The sequence below is a fragment of the Mesorhizobium sp. WSM4850 genome (assembly GCF_055811735.1).
The window spans coordinates 116,870-135,525 of the sequence record NZ_JBVVPV010000009.1; the positions used below are offsets into that span (position 1 = coordinate 116,870).

The following is an 18,656-nucleotide window of genomic DNA, read 5'->3' on the forward strand; positions in this document are numbered from 1 at the left end:
CGCCCGTTACTTCACATTGACCTTCAGCTCCTGCCACAGCGCCAGATAAGCCTCGCGCTGCGCGTCGCTGATCGGCGCCTGGAACTGGATGCGCTTGGCGACGTCGGGGTCGCCCATCACCTTGCGGTTGAAGGCGTCTTCGGGAAGGGCGGCGACCGCCTTGGCATTGGCCGACACCGGCGCGCCGACCTTGGTGACCCATTCGACGTAGAATTTCGGGTCTATCATGTAGTTGATGAAGGCCTCGGCGCCGGCGACGTTTTTGGAACCGACCGGGATGGAGAAGGCGTCGAGCCAGGCGACGGCGCCTTCCCTGGGGATGACCAGCGAGACCGGCAGCTTGAAATGCGTCTTGGCGCGGTCGGCCGAGCCGCTCCAATAAGTGCCGATGTCGATCTGATTGGAGGCGACCATCTGGTTCCAGTCGTTTTCCGAGCTCCAGAACGTCTCGATCTGCGGCATCAGCGAGGCCAGCTTCGCCTTGACCGCCTCCATATCCTTGATGTCGTTGATGTTCTGGCCGGTGGCGATGGCGCCGAACTGGACCGCCTCGACCGCGTCATCGCGGATGGTGACGCGGCCCTTATGCGCCTCGTTCCACATCTCGGCGATGCTGGTCGGCGGCGTCTCGAAGGCTTTCTCGTTGATGGCGAGCGCGGTCAAGCCCCACACCCATGGCACGCCATAGACCTTGCCATCGCGGGCGAGCATCAGCGAGCCTGCCTTGTCCGCGCTGATGTCGGCATAGTTGGGGATTTTCGAGACGTCGATCGGCTGGATCAGCTTTTCCGCCATCGCCTGGTCGTTGAAGGCGGCGTTGATCATGACGACGTCGTAGAGGCCGGGATTGGTCCTCAGCTTGGTCAGCATTTCCTGTTCGGAATTGAAAAAATCGTTGACGACCTTGTTGCCGGTCGCCTTCTCGAAAGCGGCGATTGCCCAGGGCTCGTCGGCGCCGTAGCCCTTCCAGTTGAGCACATGCACCTCGTCGGCGCTGGCGACCAGTGCGGAAGCGAAGACGGCGGTTGCCGTCAGAAAAGCAGTCAGTTTGGGCATGCGCATGTTCGTTCCTCTCATTGTTTGCCCGGTTGGGGCTTGTTGCGTCATTTAGGCTGTCATAAATGGGCCTTTTGCTTCCGGCCGTGCACGGATCGATCGTCATGGCTGAGGAATGTCTGGATCTCCTCGTCGGTCGGCGCCGACGATCCGCCATGGCGGGTGACCGAGAGCGCCGCCGCCGCATTGGCGTAACTTGCCGCTTCGAAGGGCGGCACGCCGCGCGACAGCGCGCTGACGAAGGCGCCGATATGGGTGTCGCCGGCGCCGTTGGTATCGACGGCGGCGACCTTGAAACCGGGCACGGCCTGCGCGGTGCCGTCAGCCAGTCGCACGAAGCAGCCTTCCGCCCCGGCGCGGATGATGACCGCCTCGGCGGTCGGGCAGTGATTGGAAAGAAGCCGGGCGGCAATGGCCTCGACAGCGCCGGGGCCGACGATCTCGCCCGCTTCCGTTGTGTTGCAGCTCAGCCAGTTCGTGCGCGCCAGCACCCGGTCGAGAATAGCGCGCGGAATCTCCGATATGACAGGCGTCGGATCGAAGACGAAGGGAATTTCCGCCGGCAGCGCCTCGATCCAGTCGGCCAGCGCGTCGCGGCTCCCGACATAGCTCAGCGTATAGCCGGAGGCGAACACCCAATCATCAGGCGCAACCCGGACGGCCGCCATCATGCCGAGGCTGAGCACGCTCTCGGCGCCAGGCCATGACACGAAGGTGCGCTCGGCGTCGCCGCTGATCATGGCGACGCAATTGCCGCTGTCCATCAAAGGCCATGGGTGCGTCAGCGTTGCGATGCCCTCGGCGGCAAAAGCGGCACGCAGGAAATCGCCATTCGGTCCGCTGCCGAGCTGGCCGCCGAAGACGACCTTCATGCCGGTGCGACTGGCCGCAACCATCATGTTGAAGCCGCCGCCGGCGACCTGGGCAAAGCTCGATGCGGTCTTTTCGGTGCCGGGCGCCGGCAAGGCGTCGATGCGGTAGACATAGTCGACCACCGCGCTGCCGACATGGACGAGACGCCCGCTCATGTCAGGCTGAGCTCCGCTCATGCCGCCGCATCCTTGGCCGCGCTGCTTTTCGCCATCCGCGCCGCGACCAGGTCGGCGGCGAGCGCGTGCACCTGCGCCATGTCGAGGCCTCTGAGCCGGGCGATGTATTCCCTTGGCAATCGGCAAAAGCCGACGCAGGCGCCTGCCATGCCGGCGGCGATGGCGCCGATCGTGTCGGTGTCGCCGCCGAGATTGGCGCTGATGACGGCCGCCCGCCAGGGATCGCCGCCGGCGATTTCCAGCACGGCGAAGGCCGCCGGAACCGATTCCTGGCTGGCGACGCCGGTGCCGACCAGGTCGACGATCAGCCGGATGCCGGCGGAGACGGCCTTGCCGCGAACCAGGCCCCTCGCCCAGTCGATGCGCGCGGCGATATCGCCGCCGCTGGTCCAGTGACCGTGTTCTGCGCCCTGCCTGGCCGCCACGACCGCGCGATCCAAGGCGGCGCGCCAATCGCCGCCGGCAACGCCACAGCTGACGGCGGCGGCAACGGCAGCCGCCGCGGCAATGGCGATCGAGGTGTTGTGCGTGGCGCGGCAGGTTTCCGCAACCTTGGCGACTAGCGCGCCGAGCGGCTCCGGCGGCATCATGATGCCGACCGGCGCGATGCGCATCGCCGCGCCATTGGTGTCGCCGCTGCGCCCTGCCTCCTCGGCCGGCACGCCGTCATTGATGGCGTCGATGGCGCGCTTGGTCGAAGGTCCGAGCAGATCGTAGCTGCCGCGCGCCTTGACCTCGCGCTCCCAGTCGAGCAGCGCCTTGACCCAGCGCGTGTGGTCGAAGCCGTCGCCTGAAGCGACCAGGATGCGGCCGAGCAGCAGCGCCTGTTCGGTGTCGTCGGTGACGGTGCCGGCGGACAGGCCCTTCGACACCGGATGGTCGGCGGCGGGCGCGACGAAACCCTCGACAGGACCGTAGAGCTCGACGATGCGGGCCGGCGACAAAAGCTGCGTCGGCATGCCGAGCGCATCGCCCAGCGCCCCGCCGACAAGCGCACCCATCGCCCGGTCGATCGCCGCGGCCATCTCCATGCTCAGAACTCCAGGTGAAGCGCGAAATGCGCCGGATTGAGCAGGCTGGTGACATATTCGATGGCGCGGCCGTCGGCGGCGCGCGTCAGGCGCCGCGTGCGCAGGAACGGCGCGTCCGGCGCGCAGTCGAGAATGGCCGCGTCCTCGGCGCTCAGCATCTCGATATCGACCCACTCCTCGCCGTGATCGGGGACAAGCCCCGCCGCGCGCAGCGTCTGGTGCAGCGAGCCCTCGCGCAGGCCGCGCAGCGGCACGTCCTCCAGTTCGGGCGACAGCGGCAGGCGGCTGCGCTCGATCGAGATGGCGTGGCCGTCATCGGCGTTTGAGCGCACCCGGTCGACGGCGATGAAGAACGGGCTTTCGACGCCGAGTGTGGCGGCGAGCTCGGTATCCTGCATGACTTCGAGCCTGAGCGTGCGCGTCTCGGCATTGGCGCCGGCATTGGCCAGCGCCCGCGACCAGCCGACGGCGTCGTCGACCGGCAGGCCGTCGAAGGTGACGAACGAGCCGATGCCGACCTTGGTGGTGATCAGCCCGCGGCTCGACAGTTCCTCGAGACCCTTGCGGATGGTGTTGCGGCTGACGGAGAAGCGCTGGACAAGCTCGTTCTCGCTCTGCAGGCGGTCGCCGAAGCCGAGCACGCCGGAGCGAATCTCGTGCTCGAGGACGGTGGCGATCCGTTCCGGCTTGCCGGTTCCGGGAGACGACAGGGTCGTGCGACGCGCCATGGAATACCTGTTCAGTAAACCTGTATAATCCTGTTCAATAACGGGATAGGCAAGCCATGTCAACGGCTCGCGGCCGGCACGTTTTTGGGTTCCCGGCATGCCGGGCAAGATTGCCCTGCTGATCACGACGGCCCCTCCCGATCACGACGGCCCCTCCTGGTCACGACGGTTGGTCGCAGGCTGCAATTTTATGGGAACCTCCACCACCCCCGAGCGGTTTTTTCTGTAGTAGCGATGCGGCGACGACCGAAAAAATGGAGACAAATGGAGGCAAATCATGCTTACGAAGTTACTCGCGGCGTCCGTGCTCGGCGCTGGTCTGGCCACGTCTGCGATGGCCCAGAGCACAGCCGACCCAGCCGACACAGAGGCTGGCATGGCTCCCGGCAGCGGCAGGAGCGTCGTCATCGACCCGGCCCCGGTCGATCCGACCCTGGCTGAGCCGGATACGGTCGATACCGGGATTACCGGCAGCATCATTGCCGGCCCCGACGGCACGAATTCCAATGCCGATCGGAACTGCCCGCCAAGCCCGCAGGGCGCCATGCCTGATGCCACGCACAAGGCTCCCGGCACGGTTTCACCCACCGTCAACGACAGGCACTGCGGCCAGTAGCCGAGATCGATTTCGGGACCAGCGCTTCGGCCGCGGGACAGTGCTTCGTCCCGCGGCCGAAGCGTTATGTGCGAAACCTTTGATGGCAGAGCGAGGCGCGCCCCTCTGTCCTGCCGGACATCTCCCCCACGTGGGGGAGATTGGCTGTCATCACTGATTTCGCCCATCACAAAAGTCGCAAGAAGAGTGCCGTCGTCGAAGCTGCCAATCTCCCCCACGTGGGGGAGATGTCCGGCGGCAGAGGGGGGCGCCGTAGAGCACTACATCAGATGGCGGCTAGCACTTGCGCGGCCGGGCAGTCTTTGAACTGGTCACCTTGCCGGCCGCCGGCTCCTTCGGCCGAGCCGGCGCCTTTGGCCGAGCAGTCTTGGTTTTGGGTCCGCTTTCCTCACCGTCGATCTCGGCGGCGGCCTGGTTCCAGTGCTGCTGATGCGCGCCGTCGGGCCGGCCGGCCTGCTCCCAGATCGCGTGAGCCCGCCGGCGAATGCGTTCCTGCCTGTCGTCCGTCACTGTTGCCTCCTCGGCTCAAATCGGTGAGCGACAACTTCTAGCTGAATTTTCGACCGGCGTCTTGGGGGCTTCGGCCCAGATCGGGTCGGCCAGAGTCGGGTCGGCCTGAGTCTGGACGGCCTGAGTCTGGCCCGCCTAAATCGGACAGGACCACGACCCCGAGGAGTGCCGCCTTTTTGGTGATCAGCCCTGCCAGATCCGCGTCCGAGCGCTCCGTTCCGGTTTGCTCACGCACGGCTGCAATCAACGCCTTCATCGACAACAGGGCAGAGCCCCGTTCGGCAAGCAGCTTGTCGACGGATGCGGCCACATCGCGTGATTCGACATGCGGCAACATGGAAATGGCTCCTTCCGTCCCGCCACGAAGACGATCGACAGCCGGCTGCCTGCCGGCGAGCCGCCGCTCTTCCCGCGTCTTCCCGGGAGAGCGGCGGGTGAAGGTCAGTCGATGACCTGCACGATCCTGCGGGTGCCGGGATCGACCAGCACGGTGCGATCGTCGACGACTACGTATCTGTATTCGACGTCGGGAACCTCGTGAAGTTCAACCGTGTCGGGCAACGTGGAACCGACGTTGAGTTCCACGCCCAGGAGGCTGATCGACGCCAGCGGGTGCCTCTCCACATATTGGCGGACGACCGTCTGCTGCTCGGGCGTGATAATCACCTGGTCTGCGGTGGCGACGCCGACACCGGCCAGCAAAGTCAGCCCGGCGGCGGCAGGAACAAGGTGGATTTTCATCGTCTTCTCCTGTCTGGTTTGCGGGCTCTGCTGTCCACAGTCGGGACGACTCAGCCCAAAAGCCAACGTTTGACGAAACCGTCTTGTTCCGTGAGCGGCGACTAATTGATCGCCGCCTTGGCTGGCAGTGGCCCGCGATCTTGGTCGCCCAAGCGCGCGGGCCGATCGGTTTTGCCCGATCAGCAGCGATACCGGAGGGGGGGTGATATCGACTGCTTCGAGAAGAACATTTAGCGATAACTAATGTTCCGCCCTACGGTAAAAATCCCTGCCGGCGCCGGCACGTCAGGCGCGAAAACGGCAAATGCCCCCAATCTATGGTTTCGGCGGCTGCGCCGGGACCTCGCCGGGCTTGAGCACCGGTGTCCTGCCCTGGTCTGGCGGCGGTGCGGCCATGCCCTGATCGCCGGTCGGCGGCGGCAGCAGCACGCCGTTGCAGGGGTCAAGCGTGTCGGTCAGGCTGTTGCTGTCACCGTTGTTGACGGGCGGCTGCTGCTGACCGTTCTGCGGCTGCGCCTGGCAGTGGCCGGCAGGCGCCTGGTCTTGTGTCTCGTCATCCGTCTGGGCGGCAACCGGTGCCCCCAACGCCAGTGCCCCGAGCAGCGTGATTGGCAGGAATGCGAAAGATTTCATGTCGAACGCCTCCGCGCGAACGATCGCCTCCTTGCCAAAGCCGGTTGGCGGCGATTGGTTCCCGCCTGCAGCAAGCCGCCCGGCTCAATCGCGCCGGCGCGGCATGTTGGGGAATCGTTAATCAGCGATTGCTACTATAGCGGAATGACCAAGAACCTCGGAAACGCCGAAAGAAGTTCCCCAAGGGAGCCGGCAAGGAGCTCCGCTCTAAGCCGGCTGGCGCCAGCCTTGTTTCCCCTGGCAGTCGTCGCGCTTGGCTACCTGGTCGGCTGGCAGTTCTTCGGCTTCTAGAGCGTCGGCCCCGGTGCAGAGCCTTTGATGTCCGTGCTCCACGGCGCCCCCCTCTGTCCTGCCGGACATCTCCCCCTCAAGGGGGGAGATTGGCTGTGATCGGCGCCTTCACCAATCACCAACGTTGCAGGAATGAGTGCGGAGGCCGAAGCTGCTGATCTCCCCCCTTGAGGGGGAGATGCCCGGCAGGGCAGGGGGGGGTCGGTTCGACTGGGCGCGGCCTCTTCTCTTGCGGCAGTGGAGGATGGCTCTCGACGCGAGGCGACCCCCTCTGGCCTGCCCTCTTTACCAAAACTTGGAGATCAGCAGCTTCGGCCACTAGTCCGGGAAATCGAACACCGGTTCCTCGCATCGATGGACCCGGCATTGACCGTCAAGCGTCCTGACATAGGCGGCGACAGGCACTTCGGGCCAGTCGCATTCATTGCCGTATTGGCGGACATATCGATCATAGGTGTTGCGGCCGGTGGTCAGGACGATCGCGCGCCGGCTCTGGATCAGCTGCTGCGCCTCGTCGCATGTCATGGTGCGCGCATCCGGCCGGCCGTAAGCCATGCTTGTGGCGGCGAGCAGGATCCCTGCGGCTGTCGAGACGATTGGGCGAGCTGGCATGGTAGATCCTCTCAAGGGTCGTGCCCAACGCGCACCTTCGCCCGTGGTTCCGCAACCTTCGGCTTTTAGCGCATCGGCCCACCTTGGTGGTCGCACGAAGAGACGTCGCGGGAAGAGACCTTGGATCAGGCGTCGGCTGCTTCTAGCACCAATCTCCAACGCTGGCGATTAACCATACACTACTACACCTTCGTCATCCTGGGGCGAAGCAAGGAGCGAAGCGACGCGGCGCAGACCCTAGGTGTTTGATCCCGGACTTTAATAGCGCATCATCGCAATCCGAGAACCGGTTCCTCGCATCGATGGACCCGACATTGACCGTCAAGCGTCCTGATGTAGGAGGTGACGGGCGCTTCGGGCCAGTCGCATTCATTGCCGTATGGGCGGACATATCGATCATAGGTGTTGCGGCCGGTGGACAGGACGACGGCGCGCCGGCTCTGGATCAGCTGCTGCGTCTGTTCACATGTCATGGTGCGCGCATCCGGCCGGCCGTAAGCCATGCTTGTGGCGGCGAACAGGATCGCTGCGGCTGTCGAGACGATTGGGCGAGCTGGCATGGTAGATCCTCTCAAGGGTCGTGCCCAACGCGCACCTTTGCCCGTGGTTCCGCACCTTCACCCGGGTCTCCCGCAAGAGGCTGTTGCTGCGGCGCAATAATGCATGTCGCGCAAAAGCATGCCCTCGGGCCTGAACCGAGGGTGTGCAGCGGTTTTGCGATAACGACATGCATAAAACAACAACCTAAAGCGCGTCGCATGCGGCCGGTCAAACGCGACGCGCTTTAAGACAGCCGCGATCTCACTCCTCCTTCTCGGACTTGAACCGCCTGACCACCACTTCGAAGACGATGTCCGAGATCCACATCGCCGAGACGCCGATGAGGAACGCCGCGGCCAGCGTCGTGGTGTCGTCGTTGGCTGGAATCGCCAAGCCGGTGGCGCGGAAATAATGCACCACCGGCAAGGTCAGGTAGGCCGCCGCCAGCGCGCCGCAGATCGGCGACGCCACCATCTCGCGAACCTTGTAGCGGTGGCGCGACAGGGCTCGCAAAATCCCGCCGGAAAGGCCGGCGACCACCACCGGCGCCTTGATGCCGAGCGCGTCGAGAAGTTCCTGTATCATGGCTTCCACCCGCACCATCTGGCGCCCTTGCCGTTGTAGGCATTCATCTCGTCGAGCTCGGACCGCGTCATGGCGGCGACGACGACGGCGGACGCACGACGCGGCTGGTTGTGGTCGCACCAAACCTGGCGCGCCGGCGAAACCGGCGTTGCGCACCCGGCGAGCAGCAGGCCGCCAAACAGCGGGCACTTGGGCAGCAGGCACCCGAGCAGCAGCATCAGCGCTTTGACCATCGCATCGCCTCCCGCCGTGCGGCTTCGTCCGGCAGGTCGCGCGCCAGGCGTTCGGCATCGGTCGCCTCGCGGTCCATTTCGAGGCGCTCCTCGACGGCAACGAGTTTTTCTGCCGCTCGCCTGGCCGCATCCTTGTTGGCCCGACCGCCGGCGACAAACAGGCCGATGCCGCCGGCGAGCGCGGCAAAAAACGCCAAGATCGTCGTGTTGCCGGCGAGCGCGCCCAGCATGGAAAGTACCCACATCTCAATTGCCCTCCACGGCAGGCTGGTTTCTGACGAGGCCGGCGACGCCGTCGCGCACGACATTGATCAGGATCTTGAGCAGGGCCAGCACCCCGGTGATTTTTAGCGCCAGGGCGGCGTCGATGCCGAACAGCGTCCAGTCGAAGCCGACCAGACCGGTGAGCAGCAGGATCAGCACATTGATCAGATTGTGCGCGGCGTTGGTATTGAACCAGTTCATGGCTTTGCCTTTCGAAACCAGGAGGGGGCCTTTCGAAACAGGGAGAGGATTGCGGCGACCAACGGAGCCAGCACTGCGGCCCGTAATCCGGACAACGGTCCGGAAAACGGTCCGCGCCGCACTCCGGCTTTGCCCGGCTCTGCCTTGACGGGCGTGAAACCGTTCGGTTGCGGCGACTGCGGGATCGGAACCGGCGCCGGAGGGGGCGGCGTGTCCCTGATCCCGGACCATTTGCGGAATGCCTCGGCAAGCCGGATATCGTAGGCGTTCTTCGCATAGGATGCGCCATTGTAGCCCTTGGCGAAGCCGGCCCAGTCATGCTTGCGCAATTTGCCGTCGAGCCGGTTGGCGGCGATGAAATTGACCGCCGCCGCCAGCTGCAGCGCCTCGTCCGCCATCATGGCTTCGACCATGGCCTGCACGGTGGGGAAGCCGGCCGCCCTGAAATTCTCGCCGAGCACCTGGCCGAGCCCCCATGACGCCGATCTGAGCGCCGCCGTCTCGTCGATGGCGCAGGCGGCTTTCAGGCGCGGATAGCTGTCGCGGGGATAAGGCTTTTCGCCCCATTTGGCATAGGCAAGGCCGGCCGCTACCGCCCTTGCCCGAGCCGCGCCCGCCAGATTGCGGTAAAACACATGCGGCTCGAACAGGATGACCGGCCGGCCCTGGGCGTCGAAGCCATGCCCGCTGGTTTCGACATCGAGAAAGGCGTGGATCTCGTCTTCGCCGACGCCGATGCTGGCGCCAAGTCTTGGCAGATCGAGATCGTCGAGGCGCCTGGCGGCGCCCTTGAACGTCATATCCATGGTCTTGGTCCTTTCCCAGGTTGATGTTTGCAGGCGCCAGCTTGATGTTTGCAGGCGCCAGCTTGATGTTTGCAGGCGCCCGGTTGATGTTTGCAGGCGCCCGGTTGATCTTTGCAGGCGATTGTGTGAAATGGCCCCAAACTGTGGGGATTTGCCGATGTCGCAAGACGAAGGAACGGCGCGCTGGACGGTGAAGGCCGAGCTCTGCGCGGTCGGCCGCGACAAGCCGCTGCTTGTCGCGCTGGCGGTGATCCTGTGCCTCTATTGCGGGCTGATTGCCGGGCCGATCGTCTATGCGTTCCTGGCCTTCCAGGGCATGGCGAATTTCTTCAACTGACGGCGTTGACCAGTTGAGAACAGCTCGTTCCGTCTTGCCATCGGGATAGGAAACCGCTTAGCCGGAATAAACTGCTCCCATGAACCGTTCATACCCCATGGGAACAGGTGCGGGAGGGCGCGTGACAATCAGGATCAGGCTTCCGGGCGGGACACTGAAGATCAAGAAAAAGGACGAGCTGCGCCGCCGCGAGCAGAAGCGCCAAGTCCCGGTCTGGCGGCTTGGAGACTATTTCATCGTCTGGTGGCCGAGCAGCATTTCGGATCGTCCGTCCGGACGCCCGCCAAAGGGAGTGGGTGAATAGTGAATAGTGAAGAAGGTGCTCTCACTCTACTCACCACTCACCACTCACCACTCACCGCTCACCGCTCACTACTCACTACTACCATTCACCATTCACCATTCACCCGCCCGGACCGTTCTGGAACCGGTCCCGGAAAACAGCCGCAGAAAGAATCAACGATCAGCCCTTGACTCTTCCGCCACGGAAGCTCTCTAGGTCGCTGCATTGCACAACGGGGGTTGGGAGCAATGGCAGTGCGTATCAGATTGCCGGCGGCACCTTGAAGATGAAGGTGTATCGGGAGTTGCGCGAGCGTGAGCGCGCCCGCCGCATCCCGATTCTGAAGCTGGGCTCGCTGTATTTCAGCTGGTGGTCGAACCGGCCGCGTCCGTTGAACGACCAGCCCGACGACGATCCAAACCGATCTCAGGCAGCGCCTTGACGGCCCGAAAAAAGCCGTCCTCGGGCGGCTGCGCTTGAACCCTTCCGGTCAAGCCAGCAAACGCGCGCATCGGCGGTTGACTCTTCGGCTGGGGAAGTTCTCTAATTGCTGCATCGCACATCATCATTGAATTGCACAGCGGAGTTGAACCGATGGCCGTGCGCATCAAACTGCCGGGCGGCACCTTGAAGGTAAAAGTCTATCGCGAATTGCGGGGGCGCGAACGCGAGCGTCGTGTGCCGGTCATGAAGGTGGGTTCGCTGTATTTTGTCTGGTGGTCGAACAGCCAGCCGCACAACAAGCCGCAAGACAGCCGTCATTAGCCCGTTGCCATTCGCCCGCGCCTTGGCGCAAGCGAATGGTTGGCGCTCTATGATGGGACGACGCTCATTGATGAGCGAAGGCATCATTTCATTTCACCAGGTCGCGGTCCGGCCGCACCAAAGCGTCGGCCGGAACATCCGACCGTACGATTGAGCCGGCTGAAATTATCGCCCGGTCGCCGATGGTGACACCCTTCATTATCATGGCACTGTTGCCGATCCAGACATCATCTCCGATTGTGATCGGTGCTGAGCGGATGCCTGGGTCGACGCGCGGATGGCCTTCGCGAAAGATGGCCTGCATCTGCGCAAAACGCTTCTGCGGGTCCATGGGATGCGAGTTGGTATCGTGGATCGCCACCCCCCACGAGACGTGGACATGTTTGCCGATCTTGATCCCCACCGGATTCGATGACCAAATCGTCGAGCCTGGACCAAGGTAGAACCAGTCATCGATATTGATCCGACCCTCATGGGCAAAGACCTGCAGATGTCCGTCCAGATGGCAGTCCGCGCCGATTGAGACCCGGGACCTGTCGCCATGAATATTGAAGATCTCCGCCCCGGCACCGAACTTCGTGCGCGGCCCGATGACGGCATTCTCCCTTGCGGCGCCTGTGGCGATCCATGACAGAAACCGGCGGCGAACAGCGAGAATAGTGGAGAAGATACGCATTTGCGAACATCTGCCACACGCCACCATTTCAGTCTAGGCATCGAAGAGACCCCGACGCACCATTTGACGCAGGCATTCGGCGTCATAGGTGGCATGGCGCAGGCTGCCGGCTGCATTCGGATGCAGCTCGTCCGACATGTGTAGTGTCGACGTGAGGTAGCCCATGCCGCTCTGGGAAATGTCGATGAACGGGATTCCGAGCGCATGTGCCACATAGCGCTCCGCCTCGAAGAACTGATCGATCGTGTTGCCCTGACCGTTGACACGTCCGATTCGGTGGGTCGCGTGGCTGGGACCGCCGCTGTACGTTCCGATCATGACGATTTTAGCGCTCGGTGCCTGCAAGCGGATAGCGACGCCGGCCGCCCACAGCGACCCATAGTGAGTGGCATAGGTCGTGTCGCCGAAGGCACCCAGAGGCGTCTCTTGCGCGCCGAAGGCGTTCGGGCCGGGCTCCAGAGTGACGATCTCCGTATCGGCCGGAATTTCGACGATTCTGTTGGACATTCCGTAGCTCGGGTAACCAGTCGTGCTCAGCCCCAGCGCAGAGCCGCTGACGCCAAGATTGGTAAGTATCATCCCCGTCTGTCCGGCGAGTAAAGGCGCATAGTAGGCGCCGATCGTGATGCTTGAGCCAAGCGCTGCCCATTTTTTGTCGACAAGAGCAGCCGAGCCGTCATCATACGGGGCCCCGCCGAGGCTGGTCGGGTCGGACAGGACACCCAAGTATAGGCCGTCACTACGGATAGCAGTTGCGCCTGCGCTGTGCGCCCACGGCAAAACCGAAAGATCTTCCGAAAATAAATTGAGGTTCGGGCCGTCGTTGATCCTTATAGTCGAGGACTGCACGTGCAGGCCGGACACCCCGTCACCAACGTAGGGGTGGGCCCCTGTGGGAGAGAATATCCGGTGCTGCGGGTTCATCCGCCCGCAACATCTGCCTCTTGATTTATCTTGATCTTGTACCAGCCGCCACCTAGCGGAGCGATCGAGGCCGTAGCCGGAAACGGAAACGTCGAGTTGATTGCGACGGACCCCACTTCGATATTGGCCGTAACGTCGTAGCGAGCGCCTGAGTTGGAGAACAGGTTGAGCCGGAGGCGTTCATCACGCTTCGCGATAACCTCGATCTCGACGTCATCGCCGATAACAAGTCCGGTACGGGGTTGCCAGAAGGCCGGGCTTCCCGAACCCACTGGTTCCACTAGCTTGGTGGCCGTAAGCCTGCCGTTGATTAGTACGTCCAGCCGGTTCACGGCATCTTCAAGTGCCGGGACAACAAGCGCCTCCGGCGTGGCCGTATTGATCACGTCAGCAAGGTTCTGCCGAGTGAACGTCAGGCTCGTCGGGTCGCTGCTCGGGAACAGGTTGACGGTCGTTCCCTGCTTCTGCATGACATGCTTCCGGACGTATATCCCGAACACGCAATCGCCTGTATAGGCGGTGGGAGATATGCGGCACTGTGCATTGCCCGGCCCAGTTGCGGTTATCTGGGCAGTCACCTTGAACTTATACCACCCGACGCCCAAGGCCGTCGCGACGGCGCTGATTAGATTAGCCCCACCAGAAGCAATGATGGTCCCTTCCAATAGATTGAGCGTAGCATTGTACGCCGCCCCCACTGAGGTGCTGATAAGCTGGACAGTCCCGCGTTCATCCGCCTCAGCTTCAACAATGTGCTCAAGAGTATCGCCTCTGACATATGGGACGGCGGCTCTGTAGAGGGACGGGTTGATGCCCGCCCCGGCTGCCTCAATGAGCTTTGCAGTTGGGACACTGGCACCCTCGATCATGAGGATACGGTCCACGTCAGACAACAGCGAGGAAGTTGCCGCCCGAACGCCGTGTCGGTCGCCGCCGGCCCCAACGTCACATTGTAGAGGCCCAGAACGCCGGCTGAAACCTCGGTCCAAAAATACTCACCAACCTCGACATTCCGGCCCAAAACCGCCGCCGCACTTGCGCCAGCAAGCCCAGCAGAGGCCGCGAAGCGGAAAGCTGGCGCCGCCGTGTAGGAACCGGGTGCCGTGATCAGGATCATCGTCACAGCACCGCCAGCGACCACGAAGCGGCCTGCTGCGCCAGAACCGGCGCCGCCGGCAAACGCCAGATCGAAAGTGCCGTCCATGCCGCCGGCGCCGCCGACCAGGGTACTAAAGCCAGCCACGCCAAAGCCGACTGCGGCGGCCGTCGTCGGGAAGATGCCCTTGCCATACAGCGACGCGTGCGTGCCGCCTGGGCGCCGTCCAGGTTGGCCGCCGTGGAGCGACATCGGCGGCGGTCTGTCCGGTATTGGCAGCGGACGTGGACGCGCTGGCGGCGGCTTGGCCGGCGCTGGCCTCGGTGGCATGCTTCAGCGCCTGCGTTCCATCGCGCAGCGTCACCACCGCACCGACCACCTCCGCAATGTCGGGCGGCACGAACGGCGCAATGGCGATGGCATCGCTGCCCACCACAGGCTCGTCAGCGCTGAATTCAAACACCCAGCCGGCATTGATTGTCCCAACCTGGGTGTGGACCGTCGTTCCCTTCTGCAGGGTGCGGGCGGTGCGGGCGTCGGCGGCGCGGAACCATTCGCCTTCGCTCACCGTGTAGATGCCGTTCTGCGTCGGGTCGGCCTGGTCCTTGACCAGCACGCGGTCGCCGACCTCGGCCGGCACGCCGTCGATGGTCTGCAGGCGATGCAGCAGGATGCTGGCCGTGGTCGCCAGGCGCACGGGTTCGCGTTCGCCGGTCGGAAGTCGAACGGCGGCAGTTGCGGGTCGGGCCATCAGGCTTAGCTCCATGAAAAAGCCCCGCGAAGCGAGGCTTGAAAGTGATTTCAGCGGGCGCGGGACGCGCGGTCCATGGCACCTCGGCGATGGCCGAACCCCCGCGCCTTCGTCATCCCAGTGCGGAGCAAGGAGCGAAGCGACGCAGCGCAGACCCTGGGATCCGTTCCGTTACCTTGAAGCGTTGCTGCGGTGCAGTACCTTTGATCGCCGAGGGACAGCGCCCGGACAGCGCCCCCTCTGTCCTGCCGGACATCTCCCCCACACAGGGGGAGATTGGCAGCTTCGCCGACACCTCACCCCTTACCCCTACCTCCCCTCCAGCCGCGCCGCCTTCTCCAGCGCCGCCAGTTGCGCTTCGTCCAGTGTCAAAAACCCCACGATGTGCTGCACCACTTCGGCGCGCGCGTTGCTCAGCGCGCTGTGCAGCTCGAAGCCGTTCGGCGTCCTGGTCTTGGCCAGCCACTCGCCGTAGGACGGGCGGCGGTAATAGCCGGTCGCCGCCGTCAGGTCGGCCAGCACCATCTCGCCGTCCTGGCCCGAGAACACCCTGAGATAGGCCCTGGTCAGCGCATCCTGCGCCCTGGCCGGGCCGCCGGCCTGGCGCGAATGGGCGAAGCGCTTGCCGCTCATGCGCCGCTCTCGCCGCCCTGCGGCATCAGCCCGCTGAGACTGTCGAGCAGGCCGCTGTCGCGCGCCTGGACCGCCGCCGGCACGGCATCCCTGGCAAACTTGCCGGCGGCGGAGATCGCCGCCATGCCGGCCTGCGCTTGTTGCGCCCTGGCTCGGGCATCGCGAATATCAGCCACCTCGTCCTGGCGGCGAAAGATGCGCTGCGGGCTGCGGCCGGCGCTCTGCACGATCTTCAGCGCCTCGTCGCCGTCGATATTGTCCATGACGCCGGGGTCGAACTGCGCCATCTGCATGGCCGTGGTCACCACCTGGATGGTGTCGCGCGCCTCGGCCGAGCGGCGCAGCACGTCGAGCGGACCGGTGAAGGTCGGCCGCACCGCCTTGCCGGCGAGCCTCGCCGGCGGCAGGAACCGGCTGTCTTCCTCATACAATCCCTTGTCGTCGAGGATACCGAGCTCGCGGTCGAGATTCGAGGCAAAGCCGGCCTGGATGATCGAGCCGGAGGGCCGGAGCAGCGCGCCCTTCTCCTCCTGCCGGATCAAGGCTTCGGTGGCCGTCATCTGCGGGTTCTGCACAAGCGTCTGGAACAGGTTGACGAACATCATGTCGCGGATCTCCTCGGCCCGGCTTTCCGCGTAGTCGAATGCATGGGTCGGGTTCTGGCCCACAGCGATCGGCGCAATCAGCGGCCGGCCATTGTCGTCGATGAGGCCGGGATAATTCTCGCCGGGATTGAGCACCGGCACATAGTCGAGCCGCGCCTTCGACGCGGTCGCCGGATCGGTGATCTGCTGCAGCGCCCTGAGGCCCGAGCGGCGCACGGCATTTTCCTCGCGCACCGTGGTCAGCGCCTCGATGGTCGGCGAGATGCCATAGGGGTCGCCCTCATGGCGGCGCCAGTTGAAGCAGGAGACCGGGAAAGAGCGGAAACCGCTCTCCCTGACGATGACCTCCTCGTCCTCGACGACGTGATAGGAGGCGAAGGCCGTGTCGAGATACTGGTGGGTGCCGGAGAGCTGGTACATCTTGCGCTCGTCGCGCGGCTGGATGCACTGGATCAGCGAGATCCTGGTCTCGCATTTGGCCGGGTCGTCGACCAGCATCTTGATCCGCGCCGGCAGCTTGTCATAACCGAGCAGCTGCGCCGCCTGCCGTGCCGTGCGCTCATAGCGGCGGTGGAAAATGTCGACCTGGCCCCAGCGGTTGCGGCAGAGATAGCCCTCGACCACCGGGATCGAGGCATAGCGGATCAGCGTGCCGCCAAAGCCCTCCTCGGCGTAGAGATAGGCCGGGCCATAGCGCACGACGTTGCGCAGGCAGGCCTGCGTCGCCGGCACGAAATTCGAATTGGCGGAATAGCGCAGCGCAAACAGGAAATCGCGAAGCGCCTCCGCCCATTCCTTCTCCTCCTCGCTCTCCTCGTCATTCACGGCGGCGGTCGACAGCCCGTGCCATTTCTCCGACTGCGGAATCACCAGGCTTTCCAGCCCCGCAGCCAGCCGGTTGGCGGCCGAGTTGATGGTGTTGGCGTAGACTCGGGCGCCGCGCCGCTGCTGCCGCTCGGCCTGCGGTTCCGCGCCCCGGCGCCCACTCCAGACATCGGGCGCGTCGGGGTCGCAGAATTCCGACACCGCCTCCCAGACAGCCTCATACGGGCTGCGCTCGCTCTCCAGTTCCGCCTGGCGCGACAGGATATCGTGGGCACGGGAAGCGCTCGCCATGGCATTTCCTTGTTCTGATGTATCAGCTTGTTCGAAGCCCAGATATTGCCAAGGCCAGGTCGAATTTTGTTCGCTTTTGCGATGTTCAAGGGGCGCGGGGCGGCGACTCAAGGAGATCGATTTGACAATGACGGAAAGCCTACCCGGCGCCCTGAAGCGGCGAAGCAAGCAGGTTGCAAAGCGGCTGATCGGCTACGATTCCCGCAACTGGCTGCGCATCAGGCAGATCGAGGCGTTCACCGCGTTTCTTGAGGCCGACGGCCGCAAATCCTCAGACGTGATCGAGATCTCGCCCGGCTGGAACCGCCACTGGAAGACGATTTGCTCCAACTATACATCGGTCGATTTCCCTGATTTCGACATCTGCAAGGACCGCACCGACCGGCAATATTCCGTCGTCATCGCCGACCAGGTGCTGGAGCATGTGCAGCGCCCGTTTGCCGCGGCACAGAATATCCACGCCATGACCCGGCCGGGCGGCTGGGCGATGGTGGCGACGCCGTTCCTGTTCAGGGTGCATGCCAGGCCGCACGACTACAACCGCTGGACCGCCGCCGGCCTCAAGCAGATCCTGGTCGAGGGCGGCTTCCCCCAGGCAAACATTGAAGTGTTCAGCTGGGGCAACAAAGCCTGCGCAAAAGCCCATATCGGCGGGCCGGTGCGCGCCTACGGCCTATGGCGCGACCTCAGCAACGACGAGGAATATCCGCTGATGGTCTGGGCCTTCGCGCGCAAGCCAGGGTGAGAGCGCGCAGAGTTCGACGTCGGTGCTTGAACACCCCCCTCTGGCCTGCCGGCCATCTCCCCCTCATGGGGGGAGATTGGCAGCTTCGGCGTTTCGCCAGCCTTCCAGCGTTGGTGGTTGGCGAAAGCTGAGGTGACATCCAATCTCCTCCCTTGAGGGGGAGATGTCCGGCAGGACAGAGGGGGGTGCTGCTAGACGCTACCCTCCTCCCCACATCAAATCCCCAGCAGCACGCGGCGCTGGCCGCTGAGTTCGCTCGGCGACAAATCGGTCTTGACCGTGCCGGCGGTTCCCTCGCGCTGCTCGAGCTCAGCCCGGAGCGCTGCTTCGCGCGCCTGCACGTCCTTGTCGGCAATGGTCGGTGCCGGTGGCAACGGCTTCAGCGCCGGCGGCTTTTGAAAAAGGCACATGGTTCCAGCTTTCTCCAAAGTCAGACGACCCAAAGTCAGACGACCTTGTCCAGTCGTAGAGCAAAAAATCTTCGCCGTTCTTGCCATAGCCCGGCAGGCGGCAGCGTTGCGTGGCGCCCAGCCGGGCCAGCCAGCGCAGCGCCAGTTCATTGGTGGCCAGCGCCCGGGCCTCGACCCGCCAGGCGCCGTGCGCGGCAACCTGCGGACCCACCACCGCGTGAAAGAACGTCGTGATCCCAGGCACGCAGCGCCTCATGCGGCGCGTGCCCCAGCTCCAGGCGATCCATAGGCCGCCGCGCTGCTCGGCGGCGCCAAAGCCGGCCTCCGGATTGCCGTTCAGCTCGGCGACATAGCCAAACCCTGCAGCGCCGTCAGCGCCAGCAGCGCCGGCGACCATTCGTCGAACTGGCAGTCGATCT

At 64.3% G+C, this 18,656-nt stretch carries 29 protein-coding genes; 6 read left to right on the forward strand and 23 right to left on the reverse strand.

Going from position 1 to position 18,656, the window contains the following annotated elements; genetic code table 11:
• Nucleotides 1-6: 6 nt before the first annotated feature.
• From AC0L2Z_RS12405 to AC0L2Z_RS12420, 4 genes are read right to left on the reverse strand one after another with little or no spacing between them, the layout of a single operon-like run.
• Nucleotides 7-1,062, reverse strand: a complete 1,056-nt coding sequence (locus tag AC0L2Z_RS12405) for an ABC transporter substrate-binding protein (protein ID WP_473628108.1) — start codon at nt 1,060-1,062, stop codon at nt 7-9.
• Between the two features lie 53 nt (nt 1,063-1,115).
• Nucleotides 1,116-2,084 carry a PfkB family carbohydrate kinase gene (locus AC0L2Z_RS12410; RefSeq protein ID WP_473628143.1) on the reverse strand — a complete coding sequence of 323 codons (969 nt, stop codon included), beginning with the start codon at nt 2,082-2,084 and terminating at the stop codon, nt 1,116-1,118.
• A gap of 17 nt (nt 2,085-2,101) precedes the next feature.
• Nucleotides 2,102-3,136: an ADP-ribosylglycohydrolase family protein gene (locus tag AC0L2Z_RS12415; protein ID WP_473628106.1), complete on the reverse strand. Its 1,035-nt coding sequence runs from the start codon at nt 3,134-3,136 to the stop codon at nt 2,102-2,104.
• A 2-nt stretch (nt 3,137-3,138) separates the two neighbouring features.
• Nucleotides 3,139-3,864: a GntR family transcriptional regulator gene (locus tag AC0L2Z_RS12420; RefSeq protein ID WP_473628141.1), complete on the reverse strand. Its 726-nt coding sequence runs from the start codon at nt 3,862-3,864 to the stop codon at nt 3,139-3,141.
• 277 nt (nt 3,865-4,141) lie between these two features.
• On the opposite strand from AC0L2Z_RS12420, the gene AC0L2Z_RS12425 reads away from it, so the two are divergent.
• On the forward strand, nt 4,142-4,480 hold the full coding sequence (locus tag AC0L2Z_RS12425; RefSeq protein ID WP_473628105.1) for a hypothetical protein: 339 nt from the start codon (nt 4,142-4,144) through the stop codon (nt 4,478-4,480).
• Nucleotides 4,481-4,756: 276 nt separating this feature from the next.
• On the opposite strand, the gene AC0L2Z_RS12430 is transcribed toward AC0L2Z_RS12425, so the two are convergent.
• The 11 genes from AC0L2Z_RS12430 to AC0L2Z_RS12480 form a co-directional block, all read right to left on the reverse strand.
• Entirely contained in the window at nt 4,757-4,990 is a 234-nt protein-coding gene (locus AC0L2Z_RS12430; RefSeq protein WP_473628103.1) for a DUF2934 domain-containing protein, read from the reverse strand.
• 37 nt (nt 4,991-5,027) lie between these two features.
• The gene (locus AC0L2Z_RS12435) at nt 5,028-5,327 is read right to left on the reverse strand and encodes a hypothetical protein (RefSeq protein ID WP_287346591.1); all 300 of its coding nucleotides are present in this window, start codon (nt 5,325-5,327) and stop codon (nt 5,028-5,030) included.
• 104 nt (nt 5,328-5,431) lie between these two features.
• A complete protein-coding gene (locus AC0L2Z_RS12440; RefSeq protein ID WP_473628101.1) occupies nt 5,432-5,731 on the reverse strand; it encodes a DUF1236 domain-containing protein in 300 nt (99 codons plus the stop codon).
• Nucleotides 5,732-6,046: 315 nt separating this feature from the next.
• Nucleotides 6,047-6,364 carry a hypothetical protein gene (locus tag AC0L2Z_RS12445; protein WP_473628099.1) on the reverse strand — a complete coding sequence of 106 codons (318 nt, stop codon included), beginning with the start codon at nt 6,362-6,364 and terminating at the stop codon, nt 6,047-6,049.
• Between the two features lie 609 nt (nt 6,365-6,973).
• Entirely contained in the window at nt 6,974-7,267 is a 294-nt protein-coding gene (locus AC0L2Z_RS12450) for a hypothetical protein (protein WP_023798605.1), read from the reverse strand.
• 269 nt (nt 7,268-7,536) lie between these two features.
• Entirely contained in the window at nt 7,537-7,827 is a 291-nt protein-coding gene (locus tag AC0L2Z_RS12455) for a hypothetical protein (RefSeq protein ID WP_473628097.1), read from the reverse strand.
• A 241-nt stretch (nt 7,828-8,068) separates the two neighbouring features.
• Nucleotides 8,069-8,410: a hypothetical protein gene (locus AC0L2Z_RS12460; RefSeq protein ID WP_473628096.1), complete on the reverse strand. Its 342-nt coding sequence runs from the start codon at nt 8,408-8,410 to the stop codon at nt 8,069-8,071.
• Nucleotides 8,389-8,625, reverse strand: a complete 237-nt coding sequence (locus AC0L2Z_RS12465; RefSeq protein ID WP_473628094.1) for a hypothetical protein — start codon at nt 8,623-8,625, stop codon at nt 8,389-8,391. Before AC0L2Z_RS12465 ends, AC0L2Z_RS12460 begins: the two co-directional genes overlap by 22 nt.
• A complete protein-coding gene (locus AC0L2Z_RS12470) occupies nt 8,610-8,870 on the reverse strand; it encodes a hypothetical protein (RefSeq protein WP_473628092.1) in 261 nt (86 codons plus the stop codon). Before AC0L2Z_RS12470 ends, AC0L2Z_RS12465 begins: the two co-directional genes overlap by 16 nt.
• A gap of 1 nt (nt 8,871) precedes the next feature.
• Nucleotides 8,872-9,090, reverse strand: coding sequence for a hypothetical protein (locus AC0L2Z_RS12475; RefSeq protein ID WP_023798600.1), 219 nt, complete (start codon nt 9,088-9,090; stop codon nt 8,872-8,874).
• Nucleotides 9,087-9,896, reverse strand: a complete 810-nt coding sequence (locus AC0L2Z_RS12480; RefSeq protein WP_473628091.1) for an N-acetylmuramidase family protein — start codon at nt 9,894-9,896, stop codon at nt 9,087-9,089. The genes AC0L2Z_RS12475 and AC0L2Z_RS12480 overlap by 4 nt, the downstream gene beginning before the upstream one ends.
• A gap of 157 nt (nt 9,897-10,053) precedes the next feature.
• On the opposite strand from AC0L2Z_RS12480, the gene AC0L2Z_RS12485 reads away from it, so the two are divergent.
• The 4 genes from AC0L2Z_RS12485 to AC0L2Z_RS12500 all read left to right on the forward strand — a co-directional run bounded on the left by AC0L2Z_RS12485 (nt 10,054) and on the right by AC0L2Z_RS12500 (nt 11,281).
• The gene (locus AC0L2Z_RS12485) at nt 10,054-10,233 is read left to right on the forward strand and encodes a hypothetical protein (protein WP_091599061.1); all 180 of its coding nucleotides are present in this window, start codon (nt 10,054-10,056) and stop codon (nt 10,231-10,233) included.
• 121 nt (nt 10,234-10,354) lie between these two features.
• Nucleotides 10,355-10,537 (forward strand): hypothetical protein, encoded by a 183-nt coding sequence (locus tag AC0L2Z_RS12490; protein WP_023798597.1) that lies wholly within the window; start codon nt 10,355-10,357, stop codon nt 10,535-10,537.
• Between the two features lie 259 nt (nt 10,538-10,796).
• On the forward strand, nt 10,797-10,958 hold the full coding sequence (locus tag AC0L2Z_RS12495) for a hypothetical protein (protein ID WP_473628089.1): 162 nt from the start codon (nt 10,797-10,799) through the stop codon (nt 10,956-10,958).
• Nucleotides 10,959-11,110: 152 nt separating this feature from the next.
• Nucleotides 11,111-11,281 (forward strand): hypothetical protein, encoded by a 171-nt coding sequence (locus tag AC0L2Z_RS12500; protein ID WP_023798595.1) that lies wholly within the window; start codon nt 11,111-11,113, stop codon nt 11,279-11,281.
• Nucleotides 11,282-11,369: 88 nt separating this feature from the next.
• Here AC0L2Z_RS12500 and AC0L2Z_RS12505 read toward each other — a convergent pair whose 3' ends face one another.
• The 7 genes from AC0L2Z_RS12505 to AC0L2Z_RS12535 all read right to left on the reverse strand — a co-directional run bounded on the left by AC0L2Z_RS12505 (nt 11,370) and on the right by AC0L2Z_RS12535 (nt 17,082).
• A complete protein-coding gene (locus tag AC0L2Z_RS12505; RefSeq protein ID WP_473628087.1) occupies nt 11,370-11,957 on the reverse strand; it encodes an acyltransferase in 588 nt (195 codons plus the stop codon).
• 33 nt (nt 11,958-11,990) lie between these two features.
• Nucleotides 11,991-12,881, reverse strand: a complete 891-nt coding sequence (locus AC0L2Z_RS12510) for an SGNH/GDSL hydrolase family protein (RefSeq protein WP_473628085.1) — start codon at nt 12,879-12,881, stop codon at nt 11,991-11,993.
• The gene (locus AC0L2Z_RS12515; RefSeq protein WP_473628083.1) at nt 12,878-13,750 is read right to left on the reverse strand and encodes a hypothetical protein; all 873 of its coding nucleotides are present in this window, start codon (nt 13,748-13,750) and stop codon (nt 12,878-12,880) included. Before AC0L2Z_RS12515 ends, AC0L2Z_RS12510 begins: the two co-directional genes overlap by 4 nt.
• Nucleotides 13,747-14,124: a hypothetical protein gene (locus AC0L2Z_RS12520; RefSeq protein WP_473628081.1), complete on the reverse strand. Its 378-nt coding sequence runs from the start codon at nt 14,122-14,124 to the stop codon at nt 13,747-13,749. Before AC0L2Z_RS12520 ends, AC0L2Z_RS12515 begins: the two co-directional genes overlap by 4 nt.
• The gene (locus AC0L2Z_RS12525) at nt 14,111-14,728 is read right to left on the reverse strand and encodes a hypothetical protein (protein WP_473628080.1); all 618 of its coding nucleotides are present in this window, start codon (nt 14,726-14,728) and stop codon (nt 14,111-14,113) included. Before AC0L2Z_RS12525 ends, AC0L2Z_RS12520 begins: the two co-directional genes overlap by 14 nt.
• A gap of 309 nt (nt 14,729-15,037) precedes the next feature.
• Nucleotides 15,038-15,361, reverse strand: a complete 324-nt coding sequence (locus tag AC0L2Z_RS12530) for a Bbp19 family protein (RefSeq protein WP_473628078.1) — start codon at nt 15,359-15,361, stop codon at nt 15,038-15,040.
• Complete coding sequence (locus AC0L2Z_RS12535; protein ID WP_473628077.1) at nt 15,358-17,082, reverse strand: portal protein; 1,725 nt, start codon at nt 17,080-17,082, stop codon at nt 15,358-15,360. Before AC0L2Z_RS12535 ends, AC0L2Z_RS12530 begins: the two co-directional genes overlap by 4 nt.
• Nucleotides 17,083-17,209: 127 nt before the next feature.
• Here AC0L2Z_RS12535 and AC0L2Z_RS12540 point away from each other — a divergent pair, with 127 nt between their 5' ends.
• Complete coding sequence (locus AC0L2Z_RS12540) at nt 17,210-17,827, forward strand: methyltransferase domain-containing protein (RefSeq protein ID WP_473628076.1); 618 nt, start codon at nt 17,210-17,212, stop codon at nt 17,825-17,827.
• Between the two features lie 309 nt (nt 17,828-18,136).
• Here AC0L2Z_RS12540 and AC0L2Z_RS12545 read toward each other — a convergent pair whose 3' ends face one another.
• The gene (locus AC0L2Z_RS12545) at nt 18,137-18,634 is read right to left on the reverse strand and encodes a hypothetical protein (RefSeq protein WP_473628074.1); all 498 of its coding nucleotides are present in this window, start codon (nt 18,632-18,634) and stop codon (nt 18,137-18,139) included.
• Nucleotides 18,635-18,656 lie beyond the last annotated feature (22 nt).

Coding starts and splice junctions, on each gene's coding strand:
- AC0L2Z_RS12515 (WP_473628083.1), bottom strand. CDS start 13,750: ATGATCGAGGGTGCCAGTGTCCCAACTGCAAAGCTCATTGAGGCAGCC.
- AC0L2Z_RS12475 (WP_023798600.1), bottom strand. CDS start 9,090: ATGAACTGGTTCAATACCAACGCCGCGCACAATCTGATCAATGTGCTG.
- AC0L2Z_RS12480 (WP_473628091.1), bottom strand. CDS start 9,896: ATGGATATGACGTTCAAGGGCGCCGCCAGGCGCCTCGACGATCTCGAT.
- AC0L2Z_RS12410 (WP_473628143.1), bottom strand. CDS start 2,084: ATGAGCGGGCGTCTCGTCCATGTCGGCAGCGCGGTGGTCGACTATGTC.
- AC0L2Z_RS12500 (WP_023798595.1), top strand. CDS start 11,111: ATGGCCGTGCGCATCAAACTGCCGGGCGGCACCTTGAAGGTAAAAGTC.
- AC0L2Z_RS12470 (WP_473628092.1), bottom strand. CDS start 8,870: ATGTGGGTACTTTCCATGCTGGGCGCGCTCGCCGGCAACACGACGATC.
- AC0L2Z_RS12450 (WP_023798605.1), bottom strand. CDS start 7,267: ATGCCAGCTCGCCCAATCGTCTCGACAGCCGCAGGGATCCTGCTCGCC.
- AC0L2Z_RS12530 (WP_473628078.1), bottom strand. CDS start 15,361: ATGAGCGGCAAGCGCTTCGCCCATTCGCGCCAGGCCGGCGGCCCGGCC.
- AC0L2Z_RS12445 (WP_473628099.1), bottom strand. CDS start 6,364: ATGAAATCTTTCGCATTCCTGCCAATCACGCTGCTCGGGGCACTGGCG.
- AC0L2Z_RS12525 (WP_473628080.1), bottom strand. CDS start 14,728: ATGGCCCGACCCGCAACTGCCGCCGTTCGACTTCCGACCGGCGAACGC.
- AC0L2Z_RS12435 (WP_287346591.1), bottom strand. CDS start 5,327: ATGTTGCCGCATGTCGAATCACGCGATGTGGCCGCATCCGTCGACAAG.
- AC0L2Z_RS12465 (WP_473628094.1), bottom strand. CDS start 8,625: ATGGTCAAAGCGCTGATGCTGCTGCTCGGGTGCCTGCTGCCCAAGTGC.
- AC0L2Z_RS12425 (WP_473628105.1), top strand. CDS start 4,142: ATGCTTACGAAGTTACTCGCGGCGTCCGTGCTCGGCGCTGGTCTGGCC.
- AC0L2Z_RS12485 (WP_091599061.1), top strand. CDS start 10,054: ATGTCGCAAGACGAAGGAACGGCGCGCTGGACGGTGAAGGCCGAGCTC.
- AC0L2Z_RS12460 (WP_473628096.1), bottom strand. CDS start 8,410: ATGGTGCGGGTGGAAGCCATGATACAGGAACTTCTCGACGCGCTCGGC.
- AC0L2Z_RS12545 (WP_473628074.1), bottom strand. CDS start 18,634: ATGGTCGCCGGCGCTGCTGGCGCTGACGGCGCTGCAGGGTTTGGCTAT.
- AC0L2Z_RS12420 (WP_473628141.1), bottom strand. CDS start 3,864: ATGGCGCGTCGCACGACCCTGTCGTCTCCCGGAACCGGCAAGCCGGAA.
- AC0L2Z_RS12510 (WP_473628085.1), bottom strand. CDS start 12,881: ATGAACCCGCAGCACCGGATATTCTCTCCCACAGGGGCCCACCCCTAC.
- AC0L2Z_RS12455 (WP_473628097.1), bottom strand. CDS start 7,827: ATGCCAGCTCGCCCAATCGTCTCGACAGCCGCAGCGATCCTGTTCGCC.
- AC0L2Z_RS12405 (WP_473628108.1), bottom strand. CDS start 1,062: ATGCGCATGCCCAAACTGACTGCTTTTCTGACGGCAACCGCCGTCTTC.
- AC0L2Z_RS12415 (WP_473628106.1), bottom strand. CDS start 3,136: ATGGAGATGGCCGCGGCGATCGACCGGGCGATGGGTGCGCTTGTCGGC.
- AC0L2Z_RS12505 (WP_473628087.1), bottom strand. CDS start 11,957: ATGCGTATCTTCTCCACTATTCTCGCTGTTCGCCGCCGGTTTCTGTCA.
- AC0L2Z_RS12440 (WP_473628101.1), bottom strand. CDS start 5,731: ATGAAAATCCACCTTGTTCCTGCCGCCGCCGGGCTGACTTTGCTGGCC.
- AC0L2Z_RS12540 (WP_473628076.1), top strand. CDS start 17,210: ATGACGGAAAGCCTACCCGGCGCCCTGAAGCGGCGAAGCAAGCAGGTT.
- AC0L2Z_RS12535 (WP_473628077.1), bottom strand. CDS start 17,082: ATGGCGAGCGCTTCCCGTGCCCACGATATCCTGTCGCGCCAGGCGGAA.